This is a genomic window from Acinetobacter sp. YH12201 (assembly GCF_013418145.1).
Lineage (GTDB): Bacteria > Pseudomonadota > Gammaproteobacteria > Pseudomonadales > Moraxellaceae > Acinetobacter.
In genome coordinates this window covers 1-14,883 of the sequence record NZ_VPCP01000077.1, presented here as the reverse complement: position 1 = coordinate 14,883, position 14,883 = coordinate 1, and the positions used below count along the sequence as shown (strand labels likewise).

Genomic DNA, 14,883 nt, shown 5'->3' with positions numbered 1-14,883 from the left:
TTGTTCCACTTTAGATATTTGTTTAAGATGAGATGTAACTCATTGAAATGTGTCATCATATTCGTCGTCAGAAAACAAGTATTATGCCATTATTTCAATGAGTTATCTTTTTTTGTCGTGTACAAAGCTGTTTAAGATAAAAACTGCAAGATTTTTATTTATTTTGCATATATTAAGTGTTTAAAAAACAACATGATTTGAATTTTTTTAAACATTTATTTTTTGAAGTTTATGGGTTTATATCTGCTTTAAAGATAATCAAGACAAAAAAATGTATAAAAATAAAAAGCGTATGACTAATAGTACCAAGATGATATTTTGGATAAAAAGCACATTGTAATTCCGGGATAGGGTGACTAAAGTATCCGACTGAATTAGATGGTTTTGACTTGGCAGAACTAAAAAAATAAAAGCGGAGTTTTTATGCGAATTTTATACCAGTTTCCTTTATCTCATTTTTGTGAAAAAGCGCGCTGGTTGCTCGATCATAAAGAATTGGATTATGTCGCACAAAATTTGGTGCCAGGTGTACATCGTGCTTTTGCACAGCTAAAAACAGGGCAGAACAAATTGCCTATTTTACGTGATCAAGATCTTTGGATTGCCGACTCGACTGAAATAGCTTTATATCTGGATGAGGTATATCCGGAACACTCTTTATTGCGTGCCGATCCACAACAACGTCACTTGGCTTTGGAAATCAATGGGCTTGCTAACGAACTGGGTAGACATGTGCGCCGTTGGGGGCTTGCCCATACCTTGTCGGAAAGTGAAGAATCCTTAGATATTTTAATTGGTGAAAAGGGATATCTACGCCAGTTTGAAAAATATTCCAAACCCCTTATCAAAGCCTTACTTTCCAAAGGCTATCAACTAAATGCAGACAAGGTGGCCGAATCTAAACAGCAGATGGATAGCATCATCCAGAATTTAAATGCAAGATTGATAGAGAATCATGGGCGTTATTTTGTCGGTGAACGTCTTGGCCTTGCTGATATTGCGGTCTGTTCGATGCTTGCACCTATTCTGGAAATTCCCGGGACACCTTGGGAAAAAGAACAGGGCGAAACTTTATCTGAAGAATTTCGACAGTATAAAGAACATTTAATGGCATTACCCTTGGGACAATATGTGCTGCGTATCTATCACACTGAACGGAATGCACGGGTCGATTGGCGTGGAGTTTAAAAGCCAGCGATAATAATACGCACTCTATAGCGCGTATTATTGCAAATCAAATGACTGTATTTTTTTGTTTTGGTCGAACATCTTCCTTTTAATCTATTTCTATTCAAATATAAAAGATGAGTGATGATCCGGAGCAGGACACTTGACTGAATGAGTGTTAAATTCGATATAAGTCTTTAATATATAATTAAAATTAACATTGAGTGTTTTTTATTTTTGAGTGGCTCAGGGTACTTTAAGTAGGCGTCAAGATCTTTCTTTATGAGCTGGAAGGCTTATGGAAAATATTTTCATAATCTTAAAATTTTGTGAAAAATAAATAATTGCTATATCACAAAGCTAATGTAATATTTTGCGTAGCTATCGATTATTGAAAAGAGTACAAAATGGAACTAGATCGTTTTGATAAACAGATTCTTGAAATATTGAGTCATGAAGATGTCAATTTGAATGAGCTTTCTGAGCGTATTAACCTCTCAGTGAGTTCGGTTCATCGACGGATCAAGCATCTGATTGAAGCCAATATCATGACCCATTTAAAGCGTGATATTAACTATGCCAAGCTGGGTTTCAGTTTACATGTGCTCTTGCAGGTGTCTTTAAATAAACATGATACGGATACTTTTGCCAAGTTTTTAGAAGAACTGGAAAGCATTCCTGAAGTCATTAAGGCTTTTTTAGTGACCGGGCAATCCGCCGACTTTATTGTCGAAGTGGTGGCTAAAGATATGGAAAATTATAGTGAAATTCTGTTAAAACGCATCGGTAAAATTGAGCATGTGGTTGCATTACATTCCAGTTTTGTGATTAAGGAATACAAGGTATTGAATTGTAGTGGCTTACTGAACCGGGTTTGAAATTATAGTTTAGGTAGCAGTTTTATATAAAAATGCCTTTAAAGCACATAAAAAACGCACCATCAGGTGCGTTTTTTTATGTGGAAAAAGAATTAATCATCTAATTGAGCTAACACTTCTTCTGTGAATTCAACGTTGGTATAAACGTTTTGAACATCATCCAGATCTTCAAACATATCAATCATTTTGACGATTTTTTTCGCTTGATCGATATCTGAAATTAAGGCTTTAGTTGAAGGGTTCATCACAACTTCAGCATTGTCAGATTTAAGACCGGCAGCGGCTAAAGCATCTTGAACTGTACCAAAACTTTCCGGAGTGGTAATGACCAAGATTTCATCTTCATCAACTTCAATATCTTCAGCACCTGCTTCTAAAGCCACATCCATGATTTGATCTTCTAAAGAAACATCTTCAAAAGTAATCTCACCGCGTTTAGTAAACATATAAGCAACTGAGCCAGCAGTACCTAAGTTACCATCAGTTTTAGAGAAACAGTGACGAACATCAGGCACAGTACGGTTTAAGTTATCAGTCATTGTTTCAATAATAACTGCAACACCTCCTACACCATAACCTTCATAAGTGATTTCTTTTAAATCGGCATTTTCTTCACCGCCAACACCGCGCTGGATTGCACGGTTGATGGTATCACGTGTCATATTTGCGACTAATGCTTTTTCAACGACAGCACGTAAACGTGGGTTAGACGCAACATCACCGCCGCCTAAACGGGCAGCTGTAACAATTTCACGAATGAATTTTGTGAATACTTTAGCGCGGCTCGCATCTTGTTTTGCTTTACGATGCTTAGTATTAGCCCACTTGGAATGACCCGCCATGCGAAATATGCTCCTTGTAGATTGGCCTTATGCCTATCAGATTATGCAAATTCTACCATAAGCCCTTTTTTCTTAGAAAGAGCTAGATTTTGAGTTTTTAAACAAATAGCAACTAGTTTTTAGGTTCAGGGATCACAATATCCAGTCCAACTTTTTCTCTGTAAAGCTGTTTTAACAAAGCCAGGTCGTGATTAATTTCTGTTGGATAAATCTTGCCTAAAATACCACCTTCTTTGGTTTGCGAATTGGCATACATTAAAACAATAGGTACACCAGCGGCTTTGGCAATATACCAAAAACCTGTACGGATGGGCTTTCTAGATTCACCCGTTTTGGCACGGGTCGCTTCAGGTGCAATCACCAGATTGAATTTTTCATTCTGCTGAAAATGCTCAACCATAAGTGAAACAATATCCTGATTTGCTTTTCGATCAACAGAAATTCCCCCAATAGCTTCTAATAAAGGCTTCATGGGACCTTTAAATAATTCTTTTTTAATCAGGGTATGAATTTTTATATCATAAATCTGGAATAGTGCCAGTGAAAGCACGGCATCCATCATGGATGTATGTTCAAATCCAACAATAACCTGCTTATCTTCAAGTACATCTGGTTCAACATGATATTTCCATCCTGCAAGTTTAAATGCAGATTCACCGATAAATTTTTTTAACATGAATGTAGGGGATATTTGACTATATGAAAGTTGGCTAATTTCTGCCTGTTCTTGTATGTAGTCAAGTGTTAATGAATTAAAAATAACCAAATGGATACGCATTATATGATGGATGAAATATGTGTATTAATTGCTTTTATATATTAAATCTTAAGCTTAAAGATTTAATATGTATCAAGTTATATAAAATAAGACTAAATAGTGACTATTCAGATGAAAAAATACCTATTAGACTTTTGTCGAAGATAAAATTTTTTAAACACAGGGCGCGATGTGGCCTAGGTTTAATGAGGATTGAAAAGAATGATGTATGTTTCGACTTTTCTATTAGCATTTTGTTTGTTTATGCTGGTTGTTGTATGGTCTTTAATCGAAATTCGCATTGAAGAGCAAAAAGAACGCAGTCTTTAGCAGTGATTTGCAGTCGAAGCTGGAAAAATCTTTATAGTTGGATTTTAAAAAATATTTCTTCCCAATCTAAATAAAAATTAAAGTAATACTTTTTAGGTATAAGATTTTCATCTTTTTCACATGATTTGAATTTCAAAAACGTGAGTGGATGAGGATTTAATTTTTGCATTTTTAAAAAATTATAGTCCACAATCATTCATTTAAAAGGTGTTGAATATTTAAAATTGTGTATTAATCATTCTGTTTTTTAAGTTTTACTCTTCTTAATTTATAGGAGTGAAATATTAGCTCTCATTTGAATCTTTCAAACACTTACTATAAAGGTTTTTAGCTATAAAACTTACAATCTGTTCACAGGAGGGTGGGGTGGAGTCTAAGGAAAAATAATCCTCCTTTAAAATATGCTCAGTAATTGTTGTGTTACTGTGCAAGTGAAAGTAAAAATGCTTGTTTTTTGAAAAAATCTTCGTTAGTATTGCCTAGCTTGAACTTGTTGATATATAACAAATTCAGCTTATCAGGGCCTATAGCTCAGTTGGTTAGAGCAGCGGACTCATAATCCGTTGGTCGACAGTTCAAGTCTGTCTGGGCCCACCAAATAAATCAAGCACTTAAGAGTAATTCTCTTGAGTGCTTTTTTAATTCTAAATCCTATGTAAGCAATCAAAAATAAATGGTGTAAGCAGGGTAGGCAATAAAAAAGTCTCATTAAGAAGCTTTTATTTCTTAGATAGTCAAAAATTACATATTCATATTATAGTCTTTATTTTTAATAACCTATTGTTTTATATTGCTTTATTAAGGTTTTTCTAGAAACTAAAATTATTGATTGATTAAAATTTCTTGCCTTTGAGGATAGTCTCGTCTCTTTAGCACTTAAGTGAATTTTATTTTGTAATTTTCTTAAAAATTAGAGTTAAGTTATTTGAATTATCATAAAAATATGTTAATAAATAACCGTGATCTTTTTTTGATCACTTTGGTGTTTCAGGATGAAATATCAGATTATAGAAGCTGAACTTAAAAAATAAACAATGATGGAGTTTAGAAAATGCTTCAATTACTTATGAAATTATTTTGCTTACATGTGTATGAGTATGAGCATATGGAAGAGATCGGAGAACATAAAGAATGCAGAAAGTGTGGCATCAATAAACCGCTTTAAATGAAACTATGGGGATCATTACAAAGTGAGCTTCGGGCTCACTTTTTAGTTCTTAGAAACAATTGAAAAAAAGATTAAACTACCAATTTAGACCTATTTAAAATTGTAGTTATGAGCATTGATTTTACTGCAGATACTTATATTGTCACTGATCAATTAGCAGACACTTTGGTTTGGTTAAGTCATCATCAGGATTGTTTTGATTCGTTCAGTCATGACACTTTTACTCAGGAGTTGGTGGTTTACCATGCCAATGGAGCAGATATCATTCGTCGGGGAAATTATTTAAATACACGTTATGGCATGTTAATTACCTCGGGTTAAATAAAAAAAGCCCTAAAAGGGCTTTTTTAGAATTTGCTCAGTTTAACTAGCCATTGCATCTACAGAGAGTTCTTTGACTGTTGGTTTGGCTTTTTCTGCGATTAAACCTAACTTGTTAAATAACTGTCTGTCCTTACCTTCACCGGCATTCGGTGTGGTCAAGAGTTTCTCACCTGAGAAAAGCGAGTTGGCACCTGCCATAAAAGCCAGTGCCTGATCAGAATCGGACAAAGACTCTCGCCCTGCAGACAGGCGAATATAGCTTTTAGGCATAATAATCCGGGCAACTGCAATGGTACGAATCCATTCAGTCACATCTAGTTTTTCCACATCAGCCAGTGGCGTACCTTCAATTGGCACTAGCATATTGATGGGTACTGATTCAGGATGAATCGCTAAAGTCGCTAACTCATGCAATAAACCAATACGGTCCTGGCTGCTTTCACCCAAACCGACAATTCCGCCACTACACACTTTCATGCCAGCTTGACGGACAAAATCCAGAGTATTTAAGCGGTCATCAAAGGTACGGGTACTGATCACATTGGAATAATATTCACGTGAGGTATCTAGATTGTGGTTGTAATAGTCTAGCCCTGCATCTTTTAAACGTTCTGCTTGCGACTGGTTGAGCATGCCTAAAGTCATGCAGGTTTCCAGACCCAAGGATTTTACTTCCCGTACCATTTCCAGTACATAAGGCATATCGTGTTCATGTGGATTACGCCATGCTGCACCCATGCAGAAACGAGATGAACCAGAAGCAAGCGCTTCTTTGGCTTCCTGAATCACTTTATCCACGGCAATACGTTTTTCGGCTTCAAGTTTCGAATCATAATGCGCCGATTGTGAACAATACTTACAGTCTTCCGGGCATTTACCTGTTTTGATCGAAAGTAGTGTACTGACCTGAATGGTATTTGCAGCAAAATGTTCACGATGAATGCGCTGTGCTTCAAAAACCAGATCTAAAAAAGGCTGGTTATATAAATCCTGAATTTCTTCTCGTGTCCAGTCATTACGTACATTCATTAGTGAAATTCCATAAATATCTTCATTATTACTTTTATCATACATAATTTATGCCAAATCCAAAGGCATAAACGACCAAATTTAATAGCATCTAACGATTGATTTTTAAAGTTTATAGTAATTGTAAGATTGTATATTTAGTAGCAAATTGAAGCTATTTACTATAAATATCACTGCAAAGTTTTTTTATTGTTTTTATAATTTTGTCCTGATCTGGAGTTTATGTTTTTTATTAAGGTAAAACTTTGTCAGTATCTTGAAATTAAAAAACTGGAGCAATAGCTGTTAATTTTGGCTCAGTATGGAACTGGATTTGGCCAGATGTTCTTGAATTGCCCAGTCAATATGGACTTGCACAATCTCATCATGCTGGTCGCGAGTTTGCTTTAAAGTTTCCATAATTTCTGTGGAAAAAGGTGCATTGCCCAAACCAATGGCAATATTACGCATAAAGCTTTGGTAACCAGTGCGCCGTAGTGGGCTGCCTTCGGTATGGGCTAAAAAAGTCTGTTCATCCCAATGCCATAAGTCCAGTAAACTCACCTGATCTAAACCATGTCGCGGATTAAAATCTTCAATAGTGGCTTTCTTGGCAAAGCTGTTCCAGGGACAGATCAGCTGGCAATCATCACAGCCAAACACGCGGTTACCGATGCCACGGCGTAATTCTTCAGGAATAATGCCTTGATATTCAATGGTCAAATAGGCAATACATTTACGTGCATCGAGCATATAGGGTTCAACAATGGCTTGGGTTGGGCAAATATCAATACACGCTGTACACGAGCCACAGTGTTTGCTGGCTGGAGCATCAAAAGGCAAATCCAGCGAGGTGAACAATTCACCTAAAACAAAAAATGAACCTGATTTTTTATGGATCAGTAAGGTGTGTTTTCCGGTCCAGCCCATGCCGGCATTTTCAGCCAAAGATTTTTCAAAGATGGGAGCAGAGTCGGCAAAGGGACGAGATTCAAAATCTCCCACTTTTTCCCGAATTTTGCTGGCTAATGTTTTGAGACGGCCACGCATGGTTTTATGATAATCTCGACCACGCGCATAACGTGCAATGATGGCGGCATTTGGTTCATCCGGGACATAACGTGGCTTGGGTGTTTCCACCAAGTAGTTCATCCGGACACAGATAATGCTTTTGGTCCCCGGCACTAGTAAAGTCGGATCAGCCCGTTTTTCCAGGTTTTCTTCTAGAAATTTCATGTCGCCATGGTAGCCACGTTTCAAATATTCTTGAAAACGTGGTAATTCTTCTTGAGCATCCGGTTTGGCAATGACACAATCACTAAAACCTAATTGCAACGCCTGTGCTTTAATCCACGCTTTCAGCGCTTCAGGATCGGTTTGATCTAAAGGAATTTTTTGTGATGCTGCGGATGAAGCCATAATGATATAAAAAAGGAAGAACAATGCCTCAGCAAGTTTACCATAGCCCTGTTTATCATAGCCAAAGTATTCAAGCTTGGGAGCAACGCTGGTTTGCCAAGCAAAACAGTTCTTATGGCTTAATGCAGCAAGTGGCCTGGATGATTGCGCAGCGCTTAGTTCCCATTTTTCAGCGACAAAATATCCGAAATATTGCGGTCTGCTGTGGACAGGGCAATAATGCCGGAGATGGTTATCTGACGGCTAAATATTTAAAACAATATGGTTTTGATGTAGATATTTATGCTGCTGAATTGGGTGCATCCAAAGATTTGAACACTGCCTATCAGGAGGCAGTAAGTACTGAAATCAACATTTATGCAGGGTTTGCATTTCAAAAAAAATATGATGGTTATATTGATGCACTATTTGGCATCGGCTTAAACCGGGAACTGGGGGCAGACTGGCAACAGATCATTCAAAGTATCAATGCTGAAACAGGCCTGAAAATCGCCATTGATATTCCAAGCGGCTTACAAGCAAATAGTGGTCAGCCCTTACCCTGCGCCATTAAGGCAGATTATACCTATACAGCTTTGGGCTTGAAAGCTGGACTCTTTACCGGACAAGGCAAAGAGTTTGCCGGACAGGTGGAGGTGATTTCCCTGATTCCTACCGATGCTGAATTAAAGCCCATTGCCCAGCTTTCATCGCAGAGTATTCATTTACCGCAACGCCAAGCTTTTGGTCATAAAGGTAGTTATGGTCATGTGTTGGTCGTTGGTGGCCATGAAAATATGGGTGGTGCAGTAATGATGGCGGCTGAATCTGCGTTTAGTGCCGGGGCGGGCAAAGTCACCATTGTCTGTCATGAAAAACATCACACTGCAATTTTGGCACGTTCACCCAATATCATGCTGCGAGATATTAATGTCTTGACCAAAGTCGAGATTCAGCAATTATTAGATCATGTTGATGCCGTCAGTTTTGGCATGGGACTTGGCCGTGATGCATGGTCAGAACAGCACTATTTTAAATGGTTTCCGAAGTTAAATTCAGTTGACCATTTACATGTGGTGCTGGATGCCGATGCATTGTGGTTCTTAGCGGAGCATCCCGACATATTAAAAGCAAATAGTTATGCCACACCTCATTCGGGTGAGGCAGCAAAATTGTTGGGGTGTTCAGTCAAAGATGTTGAAAATGATCGAGTCGCAGCGATACATGCCCTTCAGGAAAAATATGCCGGACAATGGGTACTGAAAGGTTCAGGCAGTTTAATTCTGCAAGATCAGCTGTGGATTTGTACCGCCGGAAATGCCGGTATGGGAACTGGCGGTATGGGCGATGTCTTGGCGGGTATGGCTGCCAGTTTAAAGGCGCAATTTGCCGGGAAAATCCAGCTGCATGAAATTGTAACTTTGCATGCCTTGGCGGGGGATTGGCTGGCGGAGCAAGGCATACGCGGTTTACAGGCCCATTATATGCATGCAGCAATTTATCATGTGGTGAACCAAGGATAGGGTCAATGAATAGGGCAGTTAAACTGATTATTCAGGGCAAGGTTCAAGGTGTCGGTTATCGTCGTGGGCTTGCACAGCAGGTTGAAGAATTAGAGTTGAAAGGTTATGTGAAAAATCTCTCCACTGGTGAAGTGGAGGCCATGGTTGGCGGTGATGAACTGACTATTCAGGAGCTTTTGCAACGAAGTTGGCTAGGACCGAGTCGGGCAGAAGTTTCACGAATTATTCAAACACACCAGCCCAGCCAGATTCGAATCTGAAAGATTTTAAAATATTGTATTAAATGGAAACTTGACCAGAATAATGATCTAAGAGGGAAAGATGGATAAATATCTGATAGTGGCTATAGTCGTGATCGTATGTATATTCATCGTCATTTATACGCAGCGCGCTGATACGGGTACGGCGAGCAGATCATTTAAAGACATTGTGCAAAAAGAATTTAGCCCATATAAAGTTATTGAAAGAAATGGTGTGATTGTTATCGGTGAGCACAATAGGCATGATCAGTTCGAAGAACGAATCTTGATTCGAATTGATCCAAACCAAAAAAAGAACATCAGGAACTTTGGACAGAGAATAACTTTTACCTATAGCAAGCAACCCTCGATCCGGGAAATGCGTCAGGATTTTGCACCTTATCTTTAAACATGCTTAACGTCTTCTACCGCTGTAACGGCTACGACCACGGGCCATACCCCCTAAAGCATTCAGCACCGCCATTTTACTCATGCTGCCTGAAGCATGGGCATGACAAATCGCAGCAGCCAGGGCATCGGCAGCATCCTGCTGTGGTTTGATGCTTAAATTTAAAATCCGCATCACCATCATTTGTACCTGCTCTTTATCTGCTGCGCCATAACCGACCACAGACTGCTTGATTTGACGGGCAGTATATTCGGCTACCTGTAAATCCAGATTTACCAAGGCAGCAATGGCTGCGCCACGGGCTTGTCCCAGCTTTAAAGCAGAGTCCGGGTTTTGTGCCATAAACACCTGTTCGACTGCGGCTTCGGTAGGGCCATGAAATTTAACAATCCGTTCCACACCTGCAAAAATCCGTTTCAAGCGTTCAGGCATTTCCGGGGTTTCGGTACGAATGGTTCCTGCATCTACAAATGTTAATTTTTGCCCATCTTTTTCGATAATGCCATAACCTGTTAAGCGTGAACCGGGGTCAATACCGATAATTAATGACATGCAAAGCCTTTAAAAATAAAATAATGCCCATATTGTTACATAAGCGTAGCAAAAAAGCTTGATAGTGATTAAGCAGTTAATGACTACACCTTATTCATTTTGTTGAGATTAGATTAATTTTTATGAAATTATTTCTTATTGTACTGGTTGGCTTAATCCTGGAAGTTTTTGTCTGGATTGGCGTGGGTGACCTCGTCGGCAGCATGTGGTACGTATTTTTCTGGTTTGTGATTGCCTTCTTTATCGGGATGAACCTGATTCGTAAATATTCAGCGGGTTTAATGCCACAAATGCAGCAAATGCAAATGGGACAAATGAGTGGCGATCCTGCATTGACCAATAATTTGCCTAAAATTCTGGCCGGTTTTTTCCTGCTGATTCCAGGTTTAATTACCGATGTTTTGGCATTGTTAATTTTGATTCCAGGGGTGCAGAATGCCTTTAAAAATGTCATGATGAAAACCATGGCCAAACGTCAGCAAGCCATGATGGATAAAATGATGGGTGGCATGATGGGCAACATGAATGGCATGAGCGGTGATGCTCAAGGTCAAAACCCATTTGCGGATTTAATGCGTCAAATGCAAGGCATGCAGCAAGGCGGTTCACAGCATCGCGATTCCAGCATCATTGATGGTGAAGCACGTGAAGTAACACCTGAAGCGAAAAAAATTGAATTGAAAGATGTGAAAAAATAATTTTTAAAATGATATTTTTTAAGCCGAATCATCATGCTTCGGCTTTTTTATGTTCTGAATTTTTATCTAAATTATTTAAAGCTGCAATCATGCAAAAGATTAAACAAACGATATAATACGTTTTTTAAAAATCTCCACTATTTCTATGTCACTGCTTTTGACCATTTGTGCACTGCATTTTGTTGCACAGCTTAGCCCGGGACCTGATGTTTTATTGATTGCCAGAAGTTCGGCATCGACCTCAAGAGCCAATACATTAAAGATTATTCTGGGTATTTCAGTCGGCATTCTGGTTTGGGTGGTGTTGACCTTGCTGGGCTTTACTGTGCTGGTTAAACAATTTCCATGGATACAACAGATTTTAATGCTGGTCGGTGGGCTATTTCTGGCACGGATGGGCTGGGCCATGCTGAATGGCGGTTTAACAACCCTTAAACAGCACACCGGCATAGAGACGGATGGTCAGCAGGTTGCAACATCAGATGCGCAAAATTATTTTTTATCGGGATTGTTGACCAATCTCTCCAACCCTAAAACGCTGATTTATTTTAGTAGTGTCTTTTCTTTGGCCTTAAGTTCATCCGCATCGACCCATTTAAAAACACAGCTGGCCATTATTATCCCAATCCAAACTTTTTTGGTCTTTACTTTGCTCATGCTGATTTTGTCTAGGCCAAAAATTAAAACGGCCTATCAGAGTTCTGGCAGTTATATTGATGTGATTTCGGGTGGGTTATTTCTGATGTTCGCCATCTGGTTATGGTATGACGTACTTGCCATATTTTAATACTCTTTGCTGATAGCATCAGTCGCAGGAGTAGATGAGGGAGTAGCAGTGCGTACTTCCTCATTTTTTTCGCCTTGAGAATAGCGATTGGGTTTTAAGGTCGTTTCTGTATTTTCTGAGCCTTTATAGCTGCGACTACGGTTGGCACGTTCGCGTAAGCCGCCTTTTTTAATCAGTTGAACCATAAGATCCTCCCTTTCAAGTTATTCAGGGTTATTTTACTCAAAATACGAGCCTTTAGGGAGAAGATTAAAATATACAGATTTAAGGGTGATGTTTTGTGTTTCAAATAGGGACTCTTTATTTTGAGGTTTTTATTTTTTTATAAAAATTAGTATCTTGAATTTGTGCTGGAACTATTTTTACTTGGGTGACTTTACTTATAGATCAATAAGCTTGTATTCTCAAAAAGACTGGCTTAATATTTTATTGAAACTCCGGTCCATTAGTGCTAAAAGATGGAAAATAAAAACAAAAATAGTAGGAGCATAGCTATGCTATATCAATATCATTGTGCCTGTTGTAACAAAGTTGTTGAATCGACTGAAAAGGAATGTAGTAGTTGCGGTTCACATAATATAAGAAGTCCTTATGGTTTCTGGATTTTGTGTATTTTAACCTGTCTGGCAGCCGTTATTCTTTTTAAAATTAGCCATGTTTATTTACAGGATCATCAAGATGTTCCTCTGCAACCTTCTGTACTGGAAGTGATTAGTACTAGACAATAACAGAATTCAGTTTGAGTGATTGAAAAAAATCCTGATTTTTGACCGTCAGGATTTTTTTGTTGAGTAACTTTTAGATTTTATGGATTTAAAAAGTCTGCCTGATTGATGGTAGACAGAGCCAGATTCACTTCAAAAATTTTTCCACGAATATTATCGATGCCAAAACTTTGCAGACGTGCAGTGTGCATATTTAAGTATTTTTCTGCATTCGCTTGGCTGTCAAATAAATAGATACCGCCCGCTTCCTTGGTGGCACTATTTTCTGTCCATATTTTCCATAAGATGCCATCTTCCTGATTAATGCTTTCAGCAAGTTGTTGATAGGCCTGACTCATTTCCTCGCCAAATGGACCTTGAGAAGGGAAGTCAACTTGAAGAATAACAGCCATATTTTTATCCTATGCCATAAAACGATGATTGATCATAACATTGTAGTCTTTGCTATATTATTTTAAAGCAGAAATAAAAAAGCCCACAACAATGTGGGCTTTTTTATGGAAAAATTACAGTCCGGCAGAGGCTTTAAGTGCTTCCACTTTATCGGTTTTTTCCCAGGTAAATGCAGTATCTGAACCTTGACGGCCAAAGTGACCATAAGCAGCAGTCTGCTTATACATCGGTTGAATCAGATTCAACATGCGGGTAATGCCGTATGGACGCAAGTCAAAGTGCTCACGAACCAATTGAATAATGAATTCTTCAGGTACTTTGGCTGTGTTAAATGTATTGATTGAAATAGAAGTTGGCTCAGCAACACCAATCGCATAAGACACCTGGATTTCACATTTATCTGCTAGGCCAGCTGCTACAATATTTTTCGCTACATAACGCCCGGCATAAGCTGCTGAACGGTCAACTTTAGATGGATCTTTACCAGAGAAAGCACCGCCGCCGTGACGAGCCATACCACCGTAAGTATCGACAATGATTTTACGGCCAGTTAAACCACAGTCACCTACAGGACCGCCAATCACAAACATCCCGGTCGGGTTGATGTGGAATTTGGTGTCTGCATGGAACATTTCGGCAGGAATGATTTTCTTCACGATTTCTTCAATCACAGCTTCTTTTAAGTTGGCTTGTGAAATTTCAGGATCGTGCTGGGTAGAAAGTACCACAGCATCCAAACGGACAGGCACGCCATTTTCATAGGCAAAAGTCACCTGACTTTTCGCATCTGGACGTAACCAAGGTAAACGGCCATTACGACGTAACTCAGCCTGTTTTTCCATTAAGCGGTGTGCATATGAAATAGGAGCTGGCATTAACACGTCAGTTTCACGGCTGGCATAACCAAACATCAAGCCTTGGTCACCGGCACCCTGATCTTCAGGTTTTTGGCGGTCCACACCCTGAGCAATTTCAGGAGACTGTTTACCGATCATGTTGATCACGGCACAGGTTGAACCATCGAAACCGAGGTCAGAATGATGATAGCCAATACCATTGACGGTTTGACGTACGATTGCTTCAAAGTCGACGTTAGCAGTTGTTGTGATTTCACCGGCAAGTACTACCGCACCCGTTTTTACAAGCGTTTCACAAGCAACCCGTGCATAAGGGTCTTCTTTTAAGATTGCATCCAAAATAGCGTCACTGATTTGGTCAGCCATTTTATCCGGATGGCCTTCGCTTACAGATTCCGAGGTAAATACAGCGTACTCGCGCATAAGTCCTATCACAGTTAATTCAAAAGACGCAATATGTTACATCGAGTTGGACTTTTGGACCAGTTCTAGACGATAAAAATGGATGAATTTATTTCAATTCAATGACTTTTTAATTGATATGGGCATCTAAAAAACTGATAAGTCGTTAAAAATGAGCCTGAAATAGTAATTTTGCTTATAACAAAAATTTGCTTAAGCAAATATTTAATCCTTGCTTCAAAAGCATTTCTATTTAATCAAAAACGATTATAAATATATTTAATCATTTAAAAATTTATATATATTAGGACTTACGCAGTATTATTTATAGATTCTCTGTGGTAGCAGATGATTTTTATCGAGAATAAAGTCATCAATGAAGTTTTTGATCATTGGTCTAAATAATTTCTTCTGCCAACGATATAC

Annotated in this window: 17 protein-coding genes, 1 tRNA gene and 1 pseudogene; 10 read left to right on the top strand and 9 right to left on the bottom strand. The window is 38.6% G+C overall.

What is annotated here, in order from left to right; translation table 11 throughout:
* The first annotated feature begins 423 nt into the window (after positions 1 to 423).
* Together FTU91_RS13300 and FTU91_RS13295 are read left to right on the top strand one after the other, a co-directional pair.
* Complete coding sequence (locus FTU91_RS13300) at positions 424 to 1,188, top strand: glutathione S-transferase family protein (RefSeq protein WP_180082419.1); 765 nt, start codon at positions 424 to 426, stop codon at positions 1,186 to 1,188.
* 386 nt (positions 1,189 to 1,574) lie between these two features.
* Positions 1,575 to 2,045, top strand: coding sequence for an Lrp/AsnC family transcriptional regulator (locus tag FTU91_RS13295; protein ID WP_086195053.1), 471 nt, complete (start codon positions 1,575 to 1,577; stop codon positions 2,043 to 2,045).
* 92 nt (positions 2,046 to 2,137) lie between these two features.
* On the opposite strand, the gene FTU91_RS13290 is transcribed toward FTU91_RS13295, so the two are convergent.
* Entirely contained in the window at positions 2,138 to 2,887 is a 750-nt protein-coding gene (locus FTU91_RS13290) for a YebC/PmpR family DNA-binding transcriptional regulator (RefSeq protein WP_086195054.1), read from the bottom strand.
* Positions 2,888 to 2,999: 112 nt separating this feature from the next.
* Complete coding sequence (locus FTU91_RS13285) at positions 3,000 to 3,563, bottom strand: 1-acyl-sn-glycerol-3-phosphate acyltransferase (protein ID WP_086195139.1); 564 nt, start codon at positions 3,561 to 3,563, stop codon at positions 3,000 to 3,002.
* A gap of 931 nt (positions 3,564 to 4,494) precedes the next feature.
* On the opposite strand from FTU91_RS13285, the gene FTU91_RS13280 reads away from it, so the two are divergent.
* Together FTU91_RS13280 and FTU91_RS13275 are read left to right on the top strand one after the other, a co-directional pair.
* Positions 4,495 to 4,571 (top strand) — tRNA-Ile (locus FTU91_RS13280).
* Positions 4,572 to 5,250: 679 nt separating this feature from the next.
* Complete coding sequence (locus tag FTU91_RS13275) at positions 5,251 to 5,463, top strand: hypothetical protein (RefSeq protein ID WP_180043118.1); 213 nt, start codon at positions 5,251 to 5,253, stop codon at positions 5,461 to 5,463.
* 42 nt (positions 5,464 to 5,505) lie between these two features.
* On the opposite strand, the gene bioB is transcribed toward FTU91_RS13275, so the two are convergent.
* Complete coding sequence (gene bioB, locus FTU91_RS13270; RefSeq protein WP_180082417.1) at positions 5,506 to 6,495, bottom strand: biotin synthase BioB; 990 nt, start codon at positions 6,493 to 6,495, stop codon at positions 5,506 to 5,508.
* Between the two features lie 285 nt (positions 6,496 to 6,780).
* Complete coding sequence (gene queG, locus FTU91_RS13265) at positions 6,781 to 7,893, bottom strand: tRNA epoxyqueuosine(34) reductase QueG (protein WP_180082415.1); 1,113 nt, start codon at positions 7,891 to 7,893, stop codon at positions 6,781 to 6,783.
* 23 nt (positions 7,894 to 7,916) lie between these two features.
* Between queG and FTU91_RS13260 the strand changes: the two genes are divergently transcribed.
* The 3 genes from FTU91_RS13260 (at position 7,917) to FTU91_RS13250 (ending at position 10,043) form a co-directional block, all read left to right on the top strand.
* On the top strand, positions 7,917 to 9,395 hold the full coding sequence (locus FTU91_RS13260) for an NAD(P)H-hydrate dehydratase (protein ID WP_180043116.1): 1,479 nt from the start codon (positions 7,917 to 7,919) through the stop codon (positions 9,393 to 9,395).
* Positions 9,396 to 9,400: 5 nt separating this feature from the next.
* Positions 9,401 to 9,655, top strand: a complete 255-nt coding sequence (locus FTU91_RS13255; RefSeq protein WP_180043115.1) for an acylphosphatase — start codon at positions 9,401 to 9,403, stop codon at positions 9,653 to 9,655.
* A 61-nt stretch (positions 9,656 to 9,716) separates the two neighbouring features.
* Positions 9,717 to 10,043 (top strand): hypothetical protein, encoded by a 327-nt coding sequence (locus FTU91_RS13250; protein WP_180043114.1) that lies wholly within the window; start codon positions 9,717 to 9,719, stop codon positions 10,041 to 10,043.
* Between the two features lie 6 nt (positions 10,044 to 10,049).
* Here FTU91_RS13250 and ruvC read toward each other — a convergent pair whose 3' ends face one another.
* Positions 10,050 to 10,595 (bottom strand): crossover junction endodeoxyribonuclease RuvC, encoded by a 546-nt coding sequence (gene ruvC / locus FTU91_RS13245; RefSeq protein WP_086195067.1) that lies wholly within the window; start codon positions 10,593 to 10,595, stop codon positions 10,050 to 10,052.
* A gap of 122 nt (positions 10,596 to 10,717) precedes the next feature.
* Between ruvC and FTU91_RS13240 the strand changes: the two genes are divergently transcribed.
* Positions 10,718 to 11,293, top strand: a complete 576-nt coding sequence (locus tag FTU91_RS13240; RefSeq protein ID WP_180043113.1) for an FxsA family protein — start codon at positions 10,718 to 10,720, stop codon at positions 11,291 to 11,293.
* A 145-nt stretch (positions 11,294 to 11,438) separates the two neighbouring features.
* Positions 11,439 to 12,080: a LysE family transporter gene (locus tag FTU91_RS13235; protein ID WP_180043112.1), complete on the top strand. Its 642-nt coding sequence runs from the start codon at positions 11,439 to 11,441 to the stop codon at positions 12,078 to 12,080.
* Here the strand turns inward: FTU91_RS13235 and FTU91_RS13230 are convergent.
* Positions 12,077 to 12,265 carry a hypothetical protein gene (locus FTU91_RS13230; protein ID WP_180043111.1) on the bottom strand — a complete coding sequence of 63 codons (189 nt, stop codon included), beginning with the start codon at positions 12,263 to 12,265 and terminating at the stop codon, positions 12,077 to 12,079. The genes FTU91_RS13235 and FTU91_RS13230 overlap by 4 nt on opposite strands.
* Positions 12,266 to 12,574: 309 nt before the next feature.
* Here FTU91_RS13230 and FTU91_RS16670 point away from each other — a divergent pair, with 309 nt between their 5' ends.
* The gene (locus FTU91_RS16670; protein ID WP_086195071.1) at positions 12,575 to 12,808 is read left to right on the top strand and encodes a hypothetical protein; all 234 of its coding nucleotides are present in this window, start codon (positions 12,575 to 12,577) and stop codon (positions 12,806 to 12,808) included.
* A gap of 77 nt (positions 12,809 to 12,885) precedes the next feature.
* Here the strand turns inward: FTU91_RS16670 and FTU91_RS13225 are convergent, their stop codons facing one another.
* The 3 genes and pseudogenes from FTU91_RS13225 to FTU91_RS13215 all read right to left on the bottom strand — a co-directional run.
* Positions 12,886 to 13,197: a monooxygenase gene (locus FTU91_RS13225; RefSeq protein ID WP_180043110.1), complete on the bottom strand. Its 312-nt coding sequence runs from the start codon at positions 13,195 to 13,197 to the stop codon at positions 12,886 to 12,888.
* A gap of 114 nt (positions 13,198 to 13,311) precedes the next feature.
* Positions 13,312 to 14,478, bottom strand: coding sequence for a methionine adenosyltransferase (gene metK / locus FTU91_RS13220; protein ID WP_180043109.1), 1,167 nt, complete (start codon positions 14,476 to 14,478; stop codon positions 13,312 to 13,314).
* A 300-nt stretch (positions 14,479 to 14,778) separates the two neighbouring features.
* Positions 14,779 to 14,883 (bottom strand): annotated as a pseudogene (locus tag FTU91_RS13215) (IS701 family transposase); the annotation flags it as partial.

What these genes read in the sequence shown, in the direction of transcription:
- FTU91_RS13300 (WP_180082419.1), top strand. Translation starts at nt 424, where the DNA reads ATGCGAATTTTATACCAGTTTCCTTTATCTCATTTTTGTGAAAAAGCG.
- FTU91_RS13295 (WP_086195053.1), top strand. Translation starts at nt 1,575, where the DNA reads ATGGAACTAGATCGTTTTGATAAACAGATTCTTGAAATATTGAGTCAT.
- FTU91_RS13290 (WP_086195054.1), bottom strand. Translation starts at nt 2,887, where the DNA reads ATGGCGGGTCATTCCAAGTGGGCTAATACTAAGCATCGTAAAGCAAAA.
- FTU91_RS13285 (WP_086195139.1), bottom strand. Translation starts at nt 3,563, where the DNA reads ATGTTAAAAAAATTTATCGGTGAATCTGCATTTAAACTTGCAGGATGG.
- FTU91_RS13275 (WP_180043118.1), top strand. Translation starts at nt 5,251, where the DNA reads ATGAGCATTGATTTTACTGCAGATACTTATATTGTCACTGATCAATTA.
- bioB (WP_180082417.1), bottom strand. Translation starts at nt 6,495, where the DNA reads ATGAATGTACGTAATGACTGGACACGAGAAGAAATTCAGGATTTATAT.
- queG (WP_180082415.1), bottom strand. Translation starts at nt 7,893, where the DNA reads ATGGCTTCATCCGCAGCATCACAAAAAATTCCTTTAGATCAAACCGAT.
- FTU91_RS13260 (WP_180043116.1), top strand. Translation starts at nt 7,917, where the DNA reads ATGCCTCAGCAAGTTTACCATAGCCCTGTTTATCATAGCCAAAGTATT.
- FTU91_RS13255 (WP_180043115.1), top strand. Translation starts at nt 9,401, where the DNA reads ATGAATAGGGCAGTTAAACTGATTATTCAGGGCAAGGTTCAAGGTGTC.
- FTU91_RS13250 (WP_180043114.1), top strand. Translation starts at nt 9,717, where the DNA reads ATGGATAAATATCTGATAGTGGCTATAGTCGTGATCGTATGTATATTC.
- ruvC (WP_086195067.1), bottom strand. Translation starts at nt 10,595, where the DNA reads ATGTCATTAATTATCGGTATTGACCCCGGTTCACGCTTAACAGGTTAT.
- FTU91_RS13240 (WP_180043113.1), top strand. Translation starts at nt 10,718, where the DNA reads ATGAAATTATTTCTTATTGTACTGGTTGGCTTAATCCTGGAAGTTTTT.
- FTU91_RS13235 (WP_180043112.1), top strand. Translation starts at nt 11,439, where the DNA reads ATGTCACTGCTTTTGACCATTTGTGCACTGCATTTTGTTGCACAGCTT.
- FTU91_RS13230 (WP_180043111.1), bottom strand. Translation starts at nt 12,265, where the DNA reads ATGGTTCAACTGATTAAAAAAGGCGGCTTACGCGAACGTGCCAACCGT.
- FTU91_RS16670 (WP_086195071.1), top strand. Translation starts at nt 12,575, where the DNA reads ATGCTATATCAATATCATTGTGCCTGTTGTAACAAAGTTGTTGAATCG.
- FTU91_RS13225 (WP_180043110.1), bottom strand. Translation starts at nt 13,197, where the DNA reads ATGGCTGTTATTCTTCAAGTTGACTTCCCTTCTCAAGGTCCATTTGGC.
- metK (WP_180043109.1), bottom strand. Translation starts at nt 14,478, where the DNA reads ATGCGCGAGTACGCTGTATTTACCTCGGAATCTGTAAGCGAAGGCCAT.